This window comes from Caballeronia sp. LZ019, assembly GCF_031450825.1.
Taxonomy (GTDB): Bacteria; Pseudomonadota; Gammaproteobacteria; order Burkholderiales; family Burkholderiaceae; genus Caballeronia.
Window position 1 is genome coordinate 228,170 of record NZ_JARTVZ010000001.1, and the last position, 17,571, is coordinate 245,740.

14 protein-coding genes and 1 pseudogene are annotated in these 17,571 nt (G+C 63.7%); 14 read left to right on the top strand and 1 reads right to left on the bottom strand.

The genetic code is table 11. The features are described from left to right. Positions 1-20: 20 nt before the first annotated feature. The 6 genes and pseudogenes from P9255_RS00985 to P9255_RS01010 all read left to right on the top strand — a co-directional run bounded on the left by P9255_RS00985 (position 21) and on the right by P9255_RS01010 (position 6,970). Positions 21-383, top strand: coding sequence for a BON domain-containing protein (locus tag P9255_RS00985; protein ID WP_309768922.1), 363 nt, complete (start codon positions 21-23; stop codon positions 381-383). Between the two features lie 11 nt (positions 384-394). Continuing rightward, complete coding sequence (locus tag P9255_RS00990) at positions 395-2,095, top strand: fatty acid--CoA ligase (RefSeq protein ID WP_404980228.1); 1,701 nt, start codon at positions 395-397, stop codon at positions 2,093-2,095. Further along, positions 2,092-2,562 (top strand): MaoC family dehydratase, encoded by a 471-nt coding sequence (locus P9255_RS00995; RefSeq protein WP_309768409.1) that lies wholly within the window; start codon positions 2,092-2,094, stop codon positions 2,560-2,562. Before P9255_RS00990 ends, P9255_RS00995 begins: the two co-directional genes overlap by 4 nt. A gap of 13 nt (positions 2,563-2,575) precedes the next feature. Continuing rightward, positions 2,576-4,255, top strand: coding sequence for an alpha/beta fold hydrolase (locus P9255_RS01000; RefSeq protein ID WP_309768411.1), 1,680 nt, complete (start codon positions 2,576-2,578; stop codon positions 4,253-4,255). 20 nt (positions 4,256-4,275) lie between these two features. Then, on the top strand, positions 4,276-5,124 hold the full coding sequence (gene phaZ, locus P9255_RS01005; protein WP_309789040.1) for a poly(3-hydroxyalkanoate) depolymerase: 849 nt from the start codon (positions 4,276-4,278) through the stop codon (positions 5,122-5,124). Positions 5,125-5,166: 42 nt separating this feature from the next. Further along, positions 5,167-6,970, top strand: a pseudogene (locus P9255_RS01010) (acyl-CoA dehydrogenase). A 195-nt stretch (positions 6,971-7,165) separates the two neighbouring features. Here P9255_RS01010 and P9255_RS01015 read toward each other — a convergent pair. Continuing rightward, on the bottom strand, positions 7,166-7,318 hold the full coding sequence (locus P9255_RS01015) for a hypothetical protein (RefSeq protein ID WP_309768415.1): 153 nt from the start codon (positions 7,316-7,318) through the stop codon (positions 7,166-7,168). A gap of 110 nt (positions 7,319-7,428) precedes the next feature. On the opposite strand from P9255_RS01015, the gene P9255_RS01020 reads away from it, so the two are divergent. The 8 genes from P9255_RS01020 to P9255_RS01055 all read left to right on the top strand — a co-directional run bounded on the left by P9255_RS01020 (position 7,429) and on the right by P9255_RS01055 (position 17,435). Then, positions 7,429-7,791 (top strand): HigA family addiction module antitoxin, encoded by a 363-nt coding sequence (locus P9255_RS01020; RefSeq protein WP_309768416.1) that lies wholly within the window; start codon positions 7,429-7,431, stop codon positions 7,789-7,791. Beyond that, positions 7,781-9,289 (top strand): ATPase domain-containing protein, encoded by a 1,509-nt coding sequence (locus P9255_RS01025; protein WP_309789042.1) that lies wholly within the window; start codon positions 7,781-7,783, stop codon positions 9,287-9,289. Before P9255_RS01020 ends, P9255_RS01025 begins: the two co-directional genes overlap by 11 nt. Before the next feature lie 31 nt (positions 9,290-9,320). Continuing rightward, a complete protein-coding gene (locus P9255_RS01030; RefSeq protein WP_309789043.1) occupies positions 9,321-11,381 on the top strand; it encodes an ATP-binding protein in 2,061 nt (686 codons plus the stop codon). Between the two features lie 282 nt (positions 11,382-11,663). Beyond that, entirely contained in the window at positions 11,664-12,383 is a 720-nt protein-coding gene (locus tag P9255_RS01035; RefSeq protein ID WP_309768421.1) for a FadR/GntR family transcriptional regulator, read from the top strand. Positions 12,384-12,506: 123 nt separating this feature from the next. Beyond that, complete coding sequence (locus P9255_RS01040; protein ID WP_309789044.1) at positions 12,507-13,274, top strand: SDR family oxidoreductase; 768 nt, start codon at positions 12,507-12,509, stop codon at positions 13,272-13,274. 13 nt (positions 13,275-13,287) lie between these two features. Continuing rightward, positions 13,288-14,607: an MFS transporter gene (locus P9255_RS01045; RefSeq protein WP_309768426.1), complete on the top strand. Its 1,320-nt coding sequence runs from the start codon at positions 13,288-13,290 to the stop codon at positions 14,605-14,607. A 3-nt stretch (positions 14,608-14,610) separates the two neighbouring features. Further along, positions 14,611-15,858 carry an enolase C-terminal domain-like protein gene (locus P9255_RS01050; RefSeq protein WP_309768428.1) on the top strand — a complete coding sequence of 416 codons (1,248 nt, stop codon included), beginning with the start codon at positions 14,611-14,613 and terminating at the stop codon, positions 15,856-15,858. Positions 15,859-16,253: 395 nt separating this feature from the next. Then, positions 16,254-17,435, top strand: coding sequence for a porin (locus P9255_RS01055; protein ID WP_309768430.1), 1,182 nt, complete (start codon positions 16,254-16,256; stop codon positions 17,433-17,435). The last annotated feature ends 136 nt before the right edge of the window (positions 17,436-17,571 follow it).

Consider the following 17,571-nt stretch of genomic DNA (forward strand, 5'->3'; position numbering starts at 1 on the left):
GGGAGCGATCCGTGCGAAAAATGAAACCGAATGCTTATCGATGTGCGGCCCTGATCGTCGTTCTCGCAGTGGGGGCGATCATTCAGGTAAGCGAAGCAATGGCGGGGGCGGGCACGCCGGCGGCTGCATCGAACGCGAGCGCGCCCGTCGCCACGAGAGCGCAGAACCGCGCGCTGCGACGGAGCGTCTACGCGGCCTTCGCCAAAGACAAGGCCATCGACGCCGGCGATATCGGCGTGCGCGCGAACGATGGCGTCATCACGCTGACCGGCACCGTCGGTGACGCGGCGCACATCGGCAAGGCCGCGGAGCTGGCGAGGGACGTGCCAGGCGTCAGGTCGGTCACCAACAAACTGACCGTCAAACGGCCTTTCGGGCAATGAGCGGCGGTCCCATGCAACAGATCACGGAAACCTACATGAATCAGCACATGTTCGAACCGGCTGCATCGGCGTATGCGTACCCGTTGCTCATCAAGCATCTCCTTCACACGCCGCTTGCTCACGCGCCCGATCAGGAGATCGTGTATCGCGGCACGACGCGCCTCACCTATCGCGGCATGCAGGAACGCATCGCACGGCTCGCGAACGGCCTCGCGCGCCACGGGGCGACGATGGGCAGCACGGTCGCGGTGATGGACTGGGACAGCCATCGCTATCTGGAATGTTATTTCGCTATCCCGATGATGGGCGCGGTCCTTCAGACGGTCAACGTGCGTCTCTCGCCTGCCGAGATCGCCTATACGATCAACCATGCCGGCGCGCACATCCTCCTCGTGCATGGCGACTTCCTGCCCGTGATCGAATCGATACGCGGCCAGCTCGAATCGGTGCGGGCCGTCATTCTGATCGACGACGAGCGCGAGGAAGCGCAAGCGCACGCCATCGCGTTCGCCGACGAATACGAAACCATGCTCGCCGCAAGCGAGCCTTCATACGAGTTCCCGGATTTCGACGAAAACACGCGCGCCACGACCTTCTATACGACCGGCACGACCGGCTTGCCGAAGGGCGTCTACTTCTCACATCGGCAACTCGTGCTGCACACGATCACCGGCATGGCCGCGCTCGCGAGTCCGATGTCCGGGCAACGCTTTCATCGTGGCGACGTGTACATGCCCATCACGCCGATGTTCCATGTTCACGCATGGGGCATGCCGTACATCGCGACGATGCTCGGCGTGAAGCAGGTCTATCCGGGCCGTTACGTGCCCGAGCGTCTGATCGAACTCGTGCGCGAAGAAGGCGTCACGTTCTCGCATTGCGTGGGCACCATCCTGCACATGCTGCTCAGCTGCCGCGACGCGCAGAGCGTCGATCTCAGCCGATGGAAGGTGATCATCGGCGGCGGCGCGCTGCCGCATGGGCTGGCGCGCGCGGCGCTCGACCGGGGCATCGATATTTTCGCGGGCTATGGCATGTCGGAGACGTGCCCGCTGCTCAGTCTCGCGCAATTGCAGCCGGGAAGCGAGTCGCTCGACATCGATGAGCAGGTGACGTTGCGCTGCAAGACGGGCTTGCCGATGCCGCTCGTCGATCTGCGCATCGTGAACGAAGAAGGAGCCGATGTCGCGCACGACGGTCGCGCGAGCGGCGAGATCGTCGTGCGGGCGCCGTGGCTCACGCAAGGGTATCTGAAGAACGCCGAAGCATCGGCTGCGCTCTGGGAGGGCGGCTATCTGCATACGCAGGATATCGGAAGCATCGACACCAAAGGGTACTTGCAGATCACGGACCGCATCAAGGACGTGATCAAGTCGGGCGGCGAGTGGGTGTCGTCGCTGGAAATCGAGAGCCTCATATCGCTGTATCCGGCGGTGTCGGAAGTCGCGGTGATCGGCATCAGGGACGAGAAGTGGGGCGAACGGCCGGTGGCGCTCGTGGTGCTGAAGTCCAACGTCACGCCCGCAGCTTCGGCGGACGACATTCGCAACCATGTGCTCGCGTTCAGCGAAACGGGACGAATCTCGAAGTATGCGGTGCCGCAGATCGTGAAGATCGTGGATCAGCTCCACAAGACGAGCGTCGGCAAGCTGAACAAGAAGCGCCTGCGCGAACAGTTCGCGCAATCGCTGCAACAGGAGGCACGAGCATGAGTACGGCCACGAGTGCCTATAGCTTCGCGACGATCGAAGACTTCGTCGGTCAGGAAGTGGGTGTGTCGGAATGGGTGAGCGTCGATCAGGCGCGCATCGACGCCTTCGCGCAATGCACCGGCGATACGCAGTGGATTCATCTCAACGAAGAACGTGCGAAGCGCGAGAGTCCGTTCGGCGGCACCATTGCGCACGGCTATCTGACGCTTTCGCTGCTCGCGGCGCTCGCCATCGAGATCGGCGTTATCCCGCCGGATGCATCGGCTGCGCTGAATTACGGCGTCGACAAGGTGCGCTTCATGACGCCCGTGAAATCCGGAGCGCGCGTGCGAAGCCGCGTCGTGCTGGCGTCCGTCGAAAGAAAGGGCGATGGCCGCCTCATCATGCATACCGACAACGAATTGCAGATCGAAGGCGAGCACAAGCCCGCACTCGTTGCGCGCACGCTCGTGATGATCGTCGGCTGAGGGAGTATCGAACATGACGACTATGAACGACGACATCATCGCGCGCGCAACCGACGGCATGCCGGGACCGAATCCCTTCGTCGGGCTGCGGCCTGTCGATATGCTCGCGGCGGCCCGGCAGGTCGGCGCGCAGGCGATGGTTCATCCGGCGCTGCTGGCCGGACAGACCGCGGCGCTGATTCGCGATCTCGCATCGGCGGCGATGGGCAACGGCACGTCCGCGCCGCAGCCCGGCGACAAACGCTTCGCCGATGCCGCATGGCGCGAGCAGACGGTCTATCGCACGGCGATGCATGGCTATCTCGCGTGGCGCGATGCGCTGGCAGGCTTCGTCGAACGGTCCGCGCTCGATGAAGCGAGCAAGGCGCGCGCGCAGTTCGTCGTGTCGCTCGTGACGGACGCGCTCGCCCCGACGAACACGCTCGCGGGCAACCCCGCCGCGATGAGAAAGCTCGTGGCATCGAACGGCGCGAGTGCCGTCGCGGGCCTGAAAAACATGCTGGACGATGCGCTCGGCAACAAGGGCATGCCGTCGCAGGTTGACAAGCGCGCATTCACGGTCGGCAAGAATCTCGCCACGTCGCGTGGCGCCGTCGTGTTTCGCAACGAGGTGCTCGAACTCATTCAATACGAGCCGACCACGGCGAAAGTCCACGCGCGGGCGCAACTGATCGTGCCGCCGCAGATCAACAAGTTCTATATCTTCGATCTCGCCGAGAAGAAGAGCATCGTCGAATATCTGGTCGGCAACGAGTTCCAGGTGTTCGCGGTGAGCTGGCGCAATCCGGGTGCAGCACATCGCGATTGGGACATGGATACGTATGTCGCCGCGCTCCTCGAAGCCATCGGCGCGGTGCGCGAGATCACCGGGCAAGCGGACGTGAACCTGCACGGCGCGTGCTCCGGCGCGATGACCATCTCGGCGCTGCTCGGCCATCTCGCAAGCCGGAAAGACACGTCGGTTCACGCGGCGACGCTGATGGTCGCGGTGCTCGACAACGCATCGCCGTCGCAGCTCGGGCTCTTCACGACGCCCGAGGCTGTCGAACTGGCCAAGCGGAGCAGCCATGCGAAGGGCGTGCTGTCGGGCGACGACATGGGCCGCGTCTTTGCGTGGATGCGCCCGAACGATCTCGTGTGGAACTTCTGGATCAACAACTATCTGCTGGGCGAAGCGCCACCTGCGTTCGACATTCTCTACTGGAACAACGACACGACGCGTCTGCCGGCGAAGCTGCACGGCCAGTTGCTCGATATCTTCACGCAGGGCCTGTTGACGAAGCCGGGTGCGTTGACCGTGCTCGGCACACCGGTCGATCTGTCCGCGGTTACGTGCGATACCTACGTGATGGCCGGCATGACGGATCACATCACGCCGTGGAAGGGCGTGTACGACACGGCTCGCGCATTCGGCGGCAACACGCGCTATGTGCTCAGTTCGAGCGGTCATATTCAAAGCCTGATCAATCCGCCCGGCAACGCGAAGGCCAAGTACTTCCATCACGACGCGCTGCCCGACGACGCCGACACATGGCTCGCGGGCGCGACCGCAGAAGCGGACTCGTGGTGGACCGACTGGCGCGCGTGGCTCGCGGAACGTTCGGGCGAACGCCGCGCGACGCCGAAGACGCTCGGCAGCAGAAGGCATCGGCGACTGGACGATGCGCCGGGCCGCTACGTTCTCGAAGCGTGATCCACGATACGGACGACCTCATGCGCAAGATGGACATACGGACCGTCGATATCGATGGCCAACGGCTTCGCGTCGGCATCTGGCGCGGCAGCGATGCGTCGCCGCCGCTCGTGGTGTTCAACGGCATCGGCGCGAATCTCGAACTGATCCGCCCATTCGCCGATGCGCTCGGCAATGTCGAAGTCGTGATCTTCGATATCCCCGGCGTGGGCGGATCGCCGGCGCCGCTCATGCCGTATCGCTTTTCGACGCTCGCCATGCTGACCGACAAGCTGCTCTCGACACTCGGCTACGACGGCCCCGTCGATGCGCTCGGCGTGTCGTGGGGCGGGGCGCTCGCGCAGCAGTTCGCGTATCTGTATCCGTATCGATGCCGCCGGCTGGTGCTGGCCGCGACGTCGCCGGGCGTCATCATGGTGCCGGGTCGCCTGTCGGTGCTGTCGAAGCTGGTCGGGGCGCGGCGCTATCGCGACGCGGACTATCTGCGCGAGGTCGGCGCGGAGATTTACGGCGGCGCGTACCGGCGCGATCCGTCCCTGCTCGACGAGCATGGGCGGCACATACAGGCGCCGGGGGGGCGCGGCTATGTCTATCAACTCCTGGCGACGTGCGGATGGAGCAGCCTGTTCTGGCTCGGCGCTTTACGTCAGCCGACGCTCGTCATGCACGGCGACGACGATCCTATCGTTCCGCTCGTCAATGCGAGGCTCATTGCAAGCCGCATACGGCGCGCGACGCTTCATGTCATCGAGGACGGGCATCTGTTCCTCATCACGAGGACGGCCGAGATCGGGCCGCTCGTGCGCGAGTTCTTGCACGGCGAGCCGATAGAAAGACGTCAGTCCTGCAACGAATCAACGTTTGAATAATGCAAGTGCGGCGCGATGCGCGCTGCGAACACGGAGACAACGATGAGCTACACCCCTCCCGTCAAAGACATGATGTTCGTGATCAAGGACCTGGCGGACATGGCGAGCGTGAGCCGGCTTCCCGGTCTCGACGATTCCAATCTCGATACCGCCAGCGCGATCCTCGAAGAAGGCGCGAAGCTCGCCGCCGAAGTGATCGGCCCGCTGAACGTGCAGGGCGACCGGCAGCCGTCCACATGGCATGACGGCCACGTGAAGGCCACGCCCGGTTTCGGCGATGCTTACCGCCAGTACGCGGAAGGCGGGTGGCAGGGCATCAGTCATCCGACCGGGTTCGGCGGACAGGGGCTCGCGAAGCTGATCGCGTCGCCGTGCATCGAGATGCTGAACGCGGCGAATCTTTCGTTCGCGCTGTGTCCGCTGCTGACCGATGGCGCGATCGAGGCGCTGCTGATCGCGGGCTCGGACGACCTGAAGGCGCGCTATCTGCCGAAGCTGATCGAAGGCGCGTGGACCGGCACGATGAATCTGACGGAGCCGCAGGCGGGATCGGATTTGTCGCTCGTGCGCGCGCGCGCGGAACGTCAGGATGACGGAACGTTTCGTGTGTTCGGCACCAAGATTTTCATCACGTGGGGCGAGCACGATATGGCGGAGAACATCGTCCATCTCGTGCTGGCCCGCACGCCGGATGCGCCCGAGGGCGTGAAGGGCATCTCGCTCTTCGTCGTGCCGAAGTTTTCTCGTGAACGACGACGGCAGCCTCGGCGCGCGCAACGACGTGCATTGCGTATCGATCGAACACAAGCTGGGCATCAAGGCGAGCCCGACGGCCGTGCTTCAGTATGGCGACAGGGGCGGCGCCATCGGATATCTCGTGGGCGAGGAGAATCGCGGCCTCGAGTATATGTTCGTCATGATGAACGCGGCGCGCTTCGGCGTGGGGCTGCAGGGCGTCGCGTTGTCGGATGCGGCGTATCAGAAGGCCGTCGCGTACGCGAAGGAACGCGTGCAGGGGCGTCCTGTCGACGGCTCCGGCGCGCGGGCTGTCGCGATCATCGATCATCCCGATGTGCGCCGGATGCTCGGCACGATGCGCGCCATCACCGAAGGCGCGCGTGCGCTCGCCTATGTCGCGGCGGCGCACGCGGATATCGCCCATCATCACGACGATGCGGCGGCGCGCGCCCGCCATCTGGCGATTCATGAGTTCCTCGTGCCGGTCGTCAAGGGCTGGAGCACGGAAATGGCGATCGATGTCACGAGCCTCGGCGTGCAGGTCCACGGCGGGATGGGGTTCATCGAGGAAACGGGAGCGGCGCAGTTTTATCGCGATGCGCGGATTCTGTCGATCTATGAAGGCACCACGGCGATTCAGGCGAACGACTTGATCGGACGCAAGACGATGCGCGACGCTGGTTCGGCCGCGCAGGCGCTGCTTGCCGGGATCGACGAGACGCTTGCTACGTTGCGGTCGGTCGATGCCGGCGACGCCGCGCGGGTTTTCGAAGCGATGCACCGGCGTCTCGCGGACGGTCGCGACGCGCTTGCGAATGTCGTCGCTTATGTGCTCGAAGCGGGCAAGCGCGATCCGCGAGCGGTGTATGGCGGCGGTGCGTCGTATCTGAAGCTGGCGGGAATCGTGCTGTCGGGGTGGCAGATGGCGCGGGCCTTGATCGTCGCGCAGCAGAAGCGGGGCGAAGACCCGCAGTTCTACGGGGCGAAGATCGCGACTGCGCATTGCTTCGCGGAGTTCGTGCTGACGCAGGCTCGTGGACTGGAGACGGCCATCGTTTCCGCGCGTGGGGACGATGCCGTGTTTCGGTTGAGCGAGGAAGCGTTCTGAGGCATGTGAACGGCGCTTCCGCGATTGATTCGGGTGAGGTCGAACCGGCTTCCCTGACGGCGGCGGGCGCACGCTCGTTGCCGAACGCGGACCCGCCGCACATCGCTATCCGCCGATGCCCGGATTCGGCGATGCGCCGCGCGAGCCGACAAGCCGCCTCGATGTTCGACACGCCCACGCAATGCAGATACTGCGTTAATTCACCGACCATTTGAGCACGTGAGGCTGGTCGTATTGACGCGTCACTTCGATGACTTCGAGTCGATGATCGGCGCCGACGAGCACGAGGCCATCGGCGCCTGTCGGGCAACGCGCTTGCTGCGGGCAGTGGAAGCATATGGTCTCCACGCTCGCCCATAACATAAAAAAATCGTGCCGCTCCCGCAAGCGGAGCGCCACGCCGCTTGCCCGGCTTCATGATATGCTCGGCACTTGTCACGCGGTGCGTTACACCTGATATGACTTCTGCGGCTAGTCCCCACATCACTCGGCACGAAGCCGAGGCACGCCATCCTGGGGAGCTTCTAAGGAACTTCGTGCTGCCGCATCTGGGCGTGTCCGTCAGCCAGGCGGCTCGGGATCTCGGAGTGGCTCGTCAAACTCTGCACCGAATCTTCGACGGCAGCGCAATCATCACACCGGAGATGGCGTTGCGGCTCGAAGCCTTCTGCGGCGTATCGGCCATGTACTGGCTGCGGCTGCAATCCGCACATGAAATCCACGACGCTCGTGCTTCACTGCAGCAGGCGTTGACCCGGATCCCAAACCACAAGCTTTCCCGCGTTGCGATGAAGCAGCTTGGAGCAACAGATGGACGATAGCACCGTAATGCCCCAATACGCCCGAACGGGCGTCCCGGGACTCGATGACATTCTCGTCGGCGGCCTGAGCACGGGCAACTTGTTCCTGCTGGAAGGAAGCCCCGGCACGGGCAAGACGACCATTGCGCTCAGTTTTCTGCAGGCTGGCGCGGAGCTGGGTGAACAATGTCTGTACATCACGCTGTCTGAGACGACAACGGAGTTGCGCGACGGCGCGTTGTCACACGGGTGGCGGCTCGGGCCGCAGATCAACATCTTCGAAGTCAGCCCGTCGGAGAGCCTCCTCGACGCGGATCACCAGCAAACGCTGCTCTATTCCTCCGACCTCGAGTTGGGCGAGACGACGCGGCTGATTCTCGGCGAGTTCGAGCGCGTCAGGCCGAAGCGAGTGGTCATCGACAGCCTCTCGGAGATTCGCTTGCTCGCGCAAAGCTCCCTGCGCTACCGCCGGCAGATCCTCGCATTCAAGCATTACTTCGCGGGGCGCGACGCTACCGTGCTGATGCTGGACGATCTCACGTCGGAGGCGGCGGACAAGACGGTCCATAGCGTGGCTCATGGCGTCATCAAGCTCGAGGAACTATCGCCGCAATACGGCGCGGAGCGGCGGCGTCTGAGGGTGCTCAAATACCGCGGCCAGCAGTTTCGCGGCGGCTATCACGACTTCACGATCAGGCGCGGCGGCGTTTCGGTGTTCCCGCGGCTCGTGGCCGGCGAGCACCGTACGAGCTTCGCGCGGACGCAGATCACGAGCGACGTCACCGAACTGGACGCGCTGCTCGGCGGCGGCGTCGAACAAGGATCGAGCACGCTCATTCTCGGTCCTGCAGGGACAGGCAAGAGTCTCTTCGCCATCCAGTTCGTCGCGGCGGCCGTGCGGCGGGGCGAGAAGGCGGCGCTCTTCGTGTTCGATGAAGAACTCGGACTGTTGTTCGACCGCGTGCGCCTGATGGGCATCGACCTTGAAGCGATGAGAGACGCCGGCAGCCTGCACGTCGAACAAGTGGACGCGGCAGAGTTGTCTCCGGGAGAGTTCGCTCATCGCGTGCGGACGAGCGTCGACCATGCGCGCGCCAAGACGGTTGTTGTCGATAGCCTCAACGGCTATCAGGCGGCGATGCCGGAAGAAAACGCGCTCGTGCTGCACGTGCACGAGTTGTTGCAGTATCTGAACCGCCAGGGCGCGAATACGTTTCTGACTGTCGCGCAGCACGGCCTCGTCGGCGACATGAAAGCGCCCGTCGACGTCACCTATCTTGCGGACACGGTCATCCTTCTTCGCTATTTCGAAGCGCTCGGTCGCGTTCGACGCGCGGTGTCGGTCATCAAGAAGCGCACCGGGGCTCACGAGGAGTCGATCCGCGAGTTTCGCATCAGTTCGGAAGGGCTCACGCTCGGGGAACCGCTGGACGATTTCCAGGGCGTGCTGCGCGGCGTACCGACCTTCGTTGGAAAGTCGGCGCCTCTGCTCACACCGAAGACCACGAACAAGGGCTGACGACCGCATGGCCGAAACAGATCGATGTCCCGTGCTGCTCCTGACCCCGTCGGGGCGCGACGGCGTCGTGGCAACGGCGCTTCTGAAGGCGGCCGGGATCGATGCGGAGGGTTGCAAGGACCTGGCGCAACTGGGCGACAGGTTGAGCGATGACGTCTGCTGCGTGGTCGTTGCCGACGAAGCGCTGAACGGGGCGAACCTCGCCGCGCTAACCGGATGGGTGTCGTCGCAGCCGCCGTGGTCGGACCTTCCATTCGTCGTGCTGACCCGGCGCAGCGGCCCCGATCGAAGGCCGATGGCCGAACGGCTGACCGGCGCGCTCGGCAACGTCACGTTCATCGAGCGTCCGTTTCACCCGACGACGTTCGTGAGCGTGGTCGAAACAGCGGTGCGAGGCCGCAATCGCCAGTTCGAGGCACGGGCTCGAATGCGGGAACTGCATGAAGGCGAAGCGCATCTGCGCATCGCGCTCACCGCCGGACAACTCGGCTCATGGAGCCTGGACCTCGCTACCCGCGCGCTGACGGCATCGGCGACTTGCAAGGCGACGTTCGGCCGCCTCGAGAGCGACAGCTTCACCTATGAAGACCTGCTTGCGAGCGTCCATCCCGAGGACAGGGGCCGGGTGCAGGCAGCGGTCTCCCTCAGCACGGAAACCGGCTGCGACTACGCGATCGAGTATCGCAACATCTGGCCGAACGGAACAGTGCACTGGGTCGATGTCAGGGCGCGCGTCGTGCGCGACACCCAGATGGCCCGGCTCGTGGGCGTGTGCTCGGACGTCACGTTGCGCAAGACGTCGGAAGATCAGTTGCGCCGCGTGAACGAATCCCTCGAAGTCAAGGTGCTCGAGCGCACGGCGCAACTGGAAGATGCGCATCGAACGGTCCTCGAGGAAATCCGGCAGCGCGAGCACACGGAGAAGTTGTTACGACAAGTCCAGAAGCTGGAAATGATCGGCCAGTTGACAGGCGGCATCGCTCACGACTTCAACAATCTTCTGATGGCGATCATGGCGAACCTCGAACTCGTGCGGAAGGAACTGCCGCCGGAGGAGCGGTCGGGCCGACTGGTCGATGGCGCGCTGAAAGGCGCGCAACGGGGTGCAGCGCTCACTCAGCGGCTGCTGGCGTTCGCGCGACAGCAGGTCCTCAAGGTGGAGCCTGTCCAGATGCCCGCGCTGGTTCACGGCATGGCGGACTTGCTGGAAAGGTCGATTGGTTCGACCATCGAACTGTCGATCGATACGCCCGAAGACGTACCGTTCACCCGCGTCGACATGAATCAGGTCGAACTGGCGATACTGAACCTGGTGGTCAATGCGCGCGATGCGATGCCCGAGGGGGGCGCAATCACGATCAGCGTCGATACCGCGCATTCTTCGGGCGATAGCGACCTGAGTGCCGGCGACTACGTGCGGGTAACGGTGCGCGACACGGGCACCGGCATGGATGCCGCCACGCTCGCCAAAGCGACAGAACCTTTCTTCACCACCAAGGAGGTGGGGAAGGGAACGGGGCTCGGCCTTTCGATGATTCACGGTTTGGCGCGTCAGCTGCAAGGGGCGCTTCGTCTGGACAGCACGTTCGGAAAGGGGACCCGCGCATCGCTGTGGCTGCCGGTCACGAGCCGTCCGCCGGTCGAGGAGCGGGCCGCCGACGAATCGAAGGACGAGCATTCCGCCGATGCACGCGAGCTGCGGGCGACCATCCTCGTCGTCGATGATGACCCGCTCATTCTGTCCAGCACCTCGTATCTTCTGCAGGATCTCGGACAAGACGTGATCGAGGCCGCCTCGGGAGACGCGGCGCTCGAAGTCCTGCGCAGCGGCCGCAAGGTCAACGTCCTGCTCACCGATTTCTCGATGCCCAGGATGACAGGCGTCGAACTGGCCACTGCGGCGCGGGCGCTCAGGCCCGTAATGCCCGTTATCCTCGCGACCGGCTACGCGGAGTTGCCCGAGGGCGCCGGAGTCGATCTGCCGAGGCTGCGCAAGCCCTATCAGCAAAGCCGGCTTCTGCAAGAGATAAAAAACGCGGTCGATAACTCATGGGCAGCTCGCGCGGGAAGAGGCGGCACGGGAGAAGCCTGACGCGCAAGAGCGCCGGGGATCGAACCGCCAGCCAGCGCGCGCGTTCGCTGCAACGCTGCCCGCTGCGTTCTGACGCCGGATATCCCGTTTCGAGACGCTTTGCATCCGTTGTCCTCTTGCAGCGGCTGACTTCAGACCGGCCAATCCCACGCCGTCGCTCCTTGTACCTGCCACTCGGCAGTGAACTCGCGAATACCGTTGCACCGGGTCAACCCTGATTGTCCGGCCACGACGCTACTGCTACCTTCCAGATCATACGTATGTTCTAGAAGGGGTGAGGAAATGCCGACGTTGCACCGGCAAGTGCTCAATCAGATGGGCGAACAAATCTGCGCGGGCAAGTTCGCGCCGGGCGATATCCTGCCGGCCGAAGACCAGCTCGCCGAACTCATGCAGGTGAGCCGCATCACCATTCGCGAGACGATGAAGTCCCTGTCCGCGAAAGGCATGCTCCAGGTGCGGCGCCGTCACGGCACGATCGTCCTGCCGCGCTCGCACTGGCAACTATTCGACCCCGACGTAATCACGTGGCGCGCGCGCTCCGGCGTGGTCGACGACGATCTCATCCGCGACCTCATGGAACTGCGCACGATCATCGAGCCGAATGCCGCGAAGCTGGCGGCAAAGCGCGCGACGCCCGAGGACCGCATCGCCGTGCGCCGCGCATTCAGGGCGATGGAACGCGCCGTCGCGGGTCAGGGCGAGTACGTGCCGGCCGACCTCGCGTTCCACGGCGCGATCCTCACGGCGTGCCACAACCAGTTCGTGCAACAGATGCAGAACGCGCTTTCCGCCATCCTGCGCACCAGCTTCGAACTGAGTTCTGAGATCGAAGGCGGCCCGGCCCGCTCGCTGCCGATGCACGAAGCGCTGTGCATCGCCATCGAACAGGGCGATGCGCAGGCCGCCGAAGAGGCCGTGCTCACGCTCATCGCACGCGCGGAGAAGGACTTCGACGACCGCGCGGCGCTTGCCCGCACCGTGAACGACACGCCTTCATAAGCACGCAGCACGCTTGAGTCAACCTTAATCATCGTTACGCAACGACCAAAAGCAGCCTCTCGCACGAGGCTGCGGGGGCGCGCTCGCGCCCTCGATCCGAACGCATCACACAGGGAAACCGGCATGAACAACTTGTTCGATCTGAGCGGCCGCACGGCGCTCGTCACGGGCTCGGCGCGCGGCATCGGCTACGCGCTCGTGGAAGGATTCGCGACGGCAGGCGCGCGCGTCATCGTGAACGGCACGAAAGCCGAAACCGTCGATGCCGCCGTCAGCCGGCTGCAGGCGCAAGGCTTCGACGCCCGCGGCTCGGCCTTCGATGTGACCGACGAAGCGTCCGTCGCCGCTGCGTTCGCCGCCTGGGATGCGGACGGCGTCGAAGTGGATATCGTCGTGAACAACGCGGGCATCCAGTTCCGCAAGCCGATGATAGAACTGGCGCTCGCCGACTGGCAACGCGTGATCGACACCAATCTGACGAGCGCGTTCATCGTCGCGAAGGAAGCGGCGCGGCGCATGATCGAGCGCAAGCGCGGCGGCAAGATCATCAACATCGGTTCGCTGACGAGCGAAGGCGCGCGTGCAACCGTCGCGCCTTACACGGCCGCGAAGGGCGGCATCAAGATGCTCACCCGCGCCATGAGCGCCGAGTGGGCGCCGTTCGATATCCAGGCGAACGCGATCGGCCCCGGCTACATCCTGACGGACATGAATCAGGCCCTCGTCGACAACGCGGACTTCGACAAGTGGGTCAAGAGCAGCAATCCGTCGCAGCGCTGGGGCAAGCCGGAAGAACTCGTCGGCACGGCGGTGTATCTCGCGTCGCCGGCATCGAGCTATGTGAACGGACAAATCATTTACGTCGATGGCGGCTGGCTCGCCGTACTTTGACATCGGAGACATCATGGACAACATCAGGACCGTCGCGCCGCAGAGATGGTGGCATCTCATGCCAATCATCTTCATCACATACAGCCTCGCTTATCTGGATCGCGCGAACTACGGCTTCGCTGCGGCGGCGGGCATCGACAAGGATCTGGGCATCACCTCCGCGACGTCATCGCTGATCGGCTCGCTGTTCTTCCTCGGATACTGCCTGTTTCAGGTGCCCGGCGCGATCTACGCGCAGAAGCACAGCGTGAAGAAACTGATCTTCGCGAGCCTTATCCTGTGGGGCGTGTGTGCTGCCGCGACCGGCATGGTCAGCAACATTCCGATGCTGATGGCGCTGCGTTTCATACTCGGCATCGTCGAGGCAGCGGTGATGCCGTCGATGCTCATGTACATCAGCCGATGGTTCACGCGCACGGAACGCTCGCGCGCGAACACGTTTCTCATTCTGGGCAATCCGGTCACGGTGTTATGGATGTCCATCGTGTCCGGCTATCTCGTGCGCAACTTCGGCTGGCGCGAGATGTTCGTGATCGAGGGCGTGCCCGCGATTCTGTGGGCGATCGTCTGGTGGTTCACGGTGAAGGATCGTCCAGCCGACGCGCCGTGGATGAGCGACAGAGAGAAAGCCGACTTCGATGCGGTCCTCAAGTCCGAGCAGGCGCATATCGCGCCGGTGCGCGACTACAAGGCGGCGTTCCGTTCGTCGATCGTGCTCAAGTGCTGCGCGATTCACGCACTGTGGAGCATCGGCGTGTACGGCTTCATCATGTGGCTGCCGTCGATCCTGAAGTCGGCGTCGAAGAGCATCGATATCGTTTCCGTCGGCTGGCTTTCCGCCGTGCCGTATCTCGCGGCCATCGTGTTGATGCTGGTGGCGTCGTATCTGTCCGACAAGACGCGTAACCGCAAGCTCTTCGTGTGGCCGTTGTTGTTGATCGGCATGATCGCGTTCGTCGGTTCTTATCTCGTCGGCACGTCCAATTTCTGGCTCTCGTTCACGCTGCTCGTGATCGCGGGTGCGACGATGTACGCCCCGTATGGACCGTTCTTCGCGCTGATCCCCGAACTGATTCCGAGCAACGTGCTTGGCGGCGCAATCGGGCTCATCAACGCCTGCGGCGCGCTCGGCGCGTTCCTCGGCGCGTGGCTGGTCGGCTATCTGAACGGCGCGACGGGCAGCCCCTCCGCATCGTATGTGTTCATGGCCGCGGCGCTGCTGGCATCGGTCGTCCTGATGATGCGGGTGCCCGCGCAGAGTACGCAGCCGGCGTTCCCCAAGGGCGGCGCGCGCGTCGAGTCCGATTCCGTCGCTTCCGCTACCGTGAAATAAGACATGGCAACGCTCATCACCGATATCAAGGTCATTCTGACCGCACCGGAAGGCATCAATCTGACCGTCGTCAGAGTGGAAACGAATCAGCCCGGCCTGTATGGGCTCGGATGCGCGACCTTCGCCTATCGCCATCTGGCGGTCAAATGCCTGATCGAGGAATATCTGAGGCCGTTGCTCATCGGGCGCGACGCCGAGGCCATCGAGGAGCTTTGGCAGCTCATGCACCAGAACGCATACTGGCGCAATGGACCGATCGAAAACAACGCGATCTCCGGTGTCGATATGGCGCTGTGGGACATCAAGGGCAAGCAGGCGAACATGTCGCTGTATCAGTTGTTCGGCGGCAAGGTGCGCGAAGGCGTGCCGATCTATCGTCATGCGGATGGCCGCGATCTCACCGAACTTTGCGACAACATCCAGCGATACCGCGAGCAGGGCATCACGCATATCCGTTGCCAAAGCGGCGGATACGGAGGCGGGGCATTCGGCCGCGCGCCGTCGAATGCGCCGGAAGGCGCGGCGGACGGCATCTATCTGGACAGCCGCAAGTACATCCGCGAGACGCTGAAGTTGTTCGATGGCATCCGGAGCCGCATCGGGTTCGATGTCGCGCTGTGTCACGACGTGCACGAGCGTCTGAAACCCGTCGAAGCGATTCGCTTCGCACGGGAGCTCGAGCCGTTCGAGCTGTTCTTCCTCGAAGATGCCATCGCGCTCGAAGAAGGGGAGTGGATGCGGCAGTTGCGTGCGAAGACCACGACGCCGCTCGCGCAAGGCGAACTCTTCAACAACGCCTGCGAGTGGCGGTTCCTCATCACCGAGCGATTGATCGATTTCATACGCGTGCACCTGAGCCAGATCGGCGGCATCACGGCGGGGCGAAAGCTGCAGATATTCGCGGAACAGTTCGGCGTGCGAACGGCCTGGCACGGTCCGGGCGACATGTCGCCGCTCGCGCATGCGGCGAACATTCATATCGACCTCGCATCGCGCAATTTCGGCGTGCAGGAGTGGTCGGGCACGGAGCCGCCGAACTTCGTGATCCAGGAGTTGAAAGGGCCGCGCGAAGCGCTCCTCGATGTGTTCCCCGGCCTGCCCGAGTTTCGGCACGGATTCGTCTATGCGAACGACAAGCCCGGTCTGGGCGTCGATCTCGACGAGACCGAAGCGGCGAAGTATCCGTGCGACAAGAGCGTCACGCTATGGACGCAGACGCGTTTGATGGACGGGGGCCTGCAGACACCGTGACGCTCCGGCCAGGCCACACTGCTGTCCCGATCGCGCATTACCGATCGACGAAGCGCTCTTCACAAGCAACGCATCGATGGTTTTGGCCGGACCACGGCTCGCGCGTACGTCTGACGAGTGAACGCGCGGCCCTGCGGACTATCGCGGGCTCGCGTGGAGACGCTCCTGCCGGCCTGCGTGCCATTTCTCGATGCGCGGGACCGGTTCGTTCCGCCGATAAACTTCGGGTTGCCGGTTCCTTTTGCTATCGCATAGAGTATGTGAAGGCGACAGCAAGTCCTCGCAACGATGCGATGTTATTGGCGCGTGGCGCGCGGGCTTTGCGGCCATCGACGCCGCGCGATGCGGGCGTCGCGCGAGAATCCTGTTTCGTCGAGTGTTGGCTGGAGCACGCAATGAAGAAGATGCTCGTAACCGGTGTGACGACGATGCTGACGCTCTCGGGCGCAGTCCACGCGCAAGGCAGCATTACGCTTTACGGGCTGATCGACGCGGGCCTGACCTACACGAGCAACGAGATCGACCGCGCGGGCGGCGGCGGCCACAGCAACTGGCAGATGACGAGCGGTGCGATCCAGGATAGCCGATGGGGGCTGCGCGGGGCCGAAGACCTCGGCGCGGGCCTGAAGGCCGTCTTCACGCTGGAGAACGGATTCGATATCAATAGCGGCTCCAATACGGTAAGCAATCGAACGTTCAATCGGCAGGCTTACGTGGGCGTGTCGAGCCGTGAATTCGGCGCCCTCACGCTGGGCCGGCAGACAGACGGACTGGTCGACTTCGTCGGGCCGCTTTCGCTCACCGGCACGGAGTTCGGCGGCACCCATTTCGCGCATCCGTTCGATATCGACAATCTGAACGATTCGTTTCAGATCAATAACTCGATCAAGTACCTGAGTCCGGATTTCGCTGGCTTCAGGCTCGGTGCGTTATACGGCTTCTCCAATCAGGCCGGCGGATTCACGAACAATCGCGCGTACAGCTTCGGCATGTCGTATGTCAGCGGGCCGTGGAAGTTCGGCGTCGGCTATCTTCAACTTAACAGTTCCGCGCGGACGCCGGGCCAGTTGAACGCAAACGGCGCAGTCACCGATACGACCGCCGCCTCCTTGCAGAGTGCGCTTCTGGCGAGCCCCGTGCCGATCGGCGTGCTGGCCGACAAGCAAAGGACGCTGGGCGCGGGGGTGAACTATGCCTTCGGCCCCGCCGTGGCCGGATTCGTCTATTCGCAAAGCAAGATCACCCGGTTCTTCCAAACGAACCTGAGCGTGAACTTTCAGAACTTCGAGGGAAATATTCGCTATGCGCTGTCGCCGGCGATCGAACTCTCCGGCGCGTACACCTATTCCCGCGCGGGCGGAAACGGTGGCGGCGGGATTCCGCACTGGAACCAGGTGAGCGCCATGACGAGTTACCGCTTCTCACGCCGCACGGATGTCTATGTTCAGGGTGCATGGCAGCGCGTCAGCCCGAGCGGGACTTCGCCGCTCGGCGTTGCGTGGATAAACGGAGTGAGCGATCCCTCGTCCACGACCACGCAATTCCAGGCGACAGCGGGCGTGAGACATCGATTCTGACGCCTCGCCGCATCGGCTCTCGGGAAGACGGCTGTCCCGTCCATCGATGGCGGAGCAACGCTCGTCATGCTCGGACGCAACGCGCCCGAATAGGCGCGGTCGACAATAGCGGCGATCTTATCGTCGCTCGCGAAAA

Coding starts and splice junctions, on each gene's coding strand:
- P9255_RS01000 (WP_309768411.1), top strand. CDS start 2,576: ATGACGACTATGAACGACGACATCATCGCGCGCGCAACCGACGGCATG.
- phaZ (WP_309789040.1), top strand. CDS start 4,276: ATGCGCAAGATGGACATACGGACCGTCGATATCGATGGCCAACGGCTT.
- P9255_RS00995 (WP_309768409.1), top strand. CDS start 2,092: ATGAGTACGGCCACGAGTGCCTATAGCTTCGCGACGATCGAAGACTTC.
- P9255_RS01045 (WP_309768426.1), top strand. CDS start 13,288: ATGGACAACATCAGGACCGTCGCGCCGCAGAGATGGTGGCATCTCATG.
- P9255_RS01055 (WP_309768430.1), top strand. CDS start 16,254: ATGAAGAAGATGCTCGTAACCGGTGTGACGACGATGCTGACGCTCTCG.
- P9255_RS00985 (WP_309768922.1), top strand. CDS start 21: ATGAAACCGAATGCTTATCGATGTGCGGCCCTGATCGTCGTTCTCGCA.
- P9255_RS01050 (WP_309768428.1), top strand. CDS start 14,611: ATGGCAACGCTCATCACCGATATCAAGGTCATTCTGACCGCACCGGAA.
- P9255_RS01025 (WP_309789042.1), top strand. CDS start 7,781: ATGGACGATAGCACCGTAATGCCCCAATACGCCCGAACGGGCGTCCCG.
- P9255_RS01020 (WP_309768416.1), top strand. CDS start 7,429: ATGACTTCTGCGGCTAGTCCCCACATCACTCGGCACGAAGCCGAGGCA.
- P9255_RS01040 (WP_309789044.1), top strand. CDS start 12,507: ATGAACAACTTGTTCGATCTGAGCGGCCGCACGGCGCTCGTCACGGGC.
- P9255_RS00990 (WP_404980228.1), top strand. CDS start 395: ATGCAACAGATCACGGAAACCTACATGAATCAGCACATGTTCGAACCG.
- P9255_RS01035 (WP_309768421.1), top strand. CDS start 11,664: ATGCCGACGTTGCACCGGCAAGTGCTCAATCAGATGGGCGAACAAATC.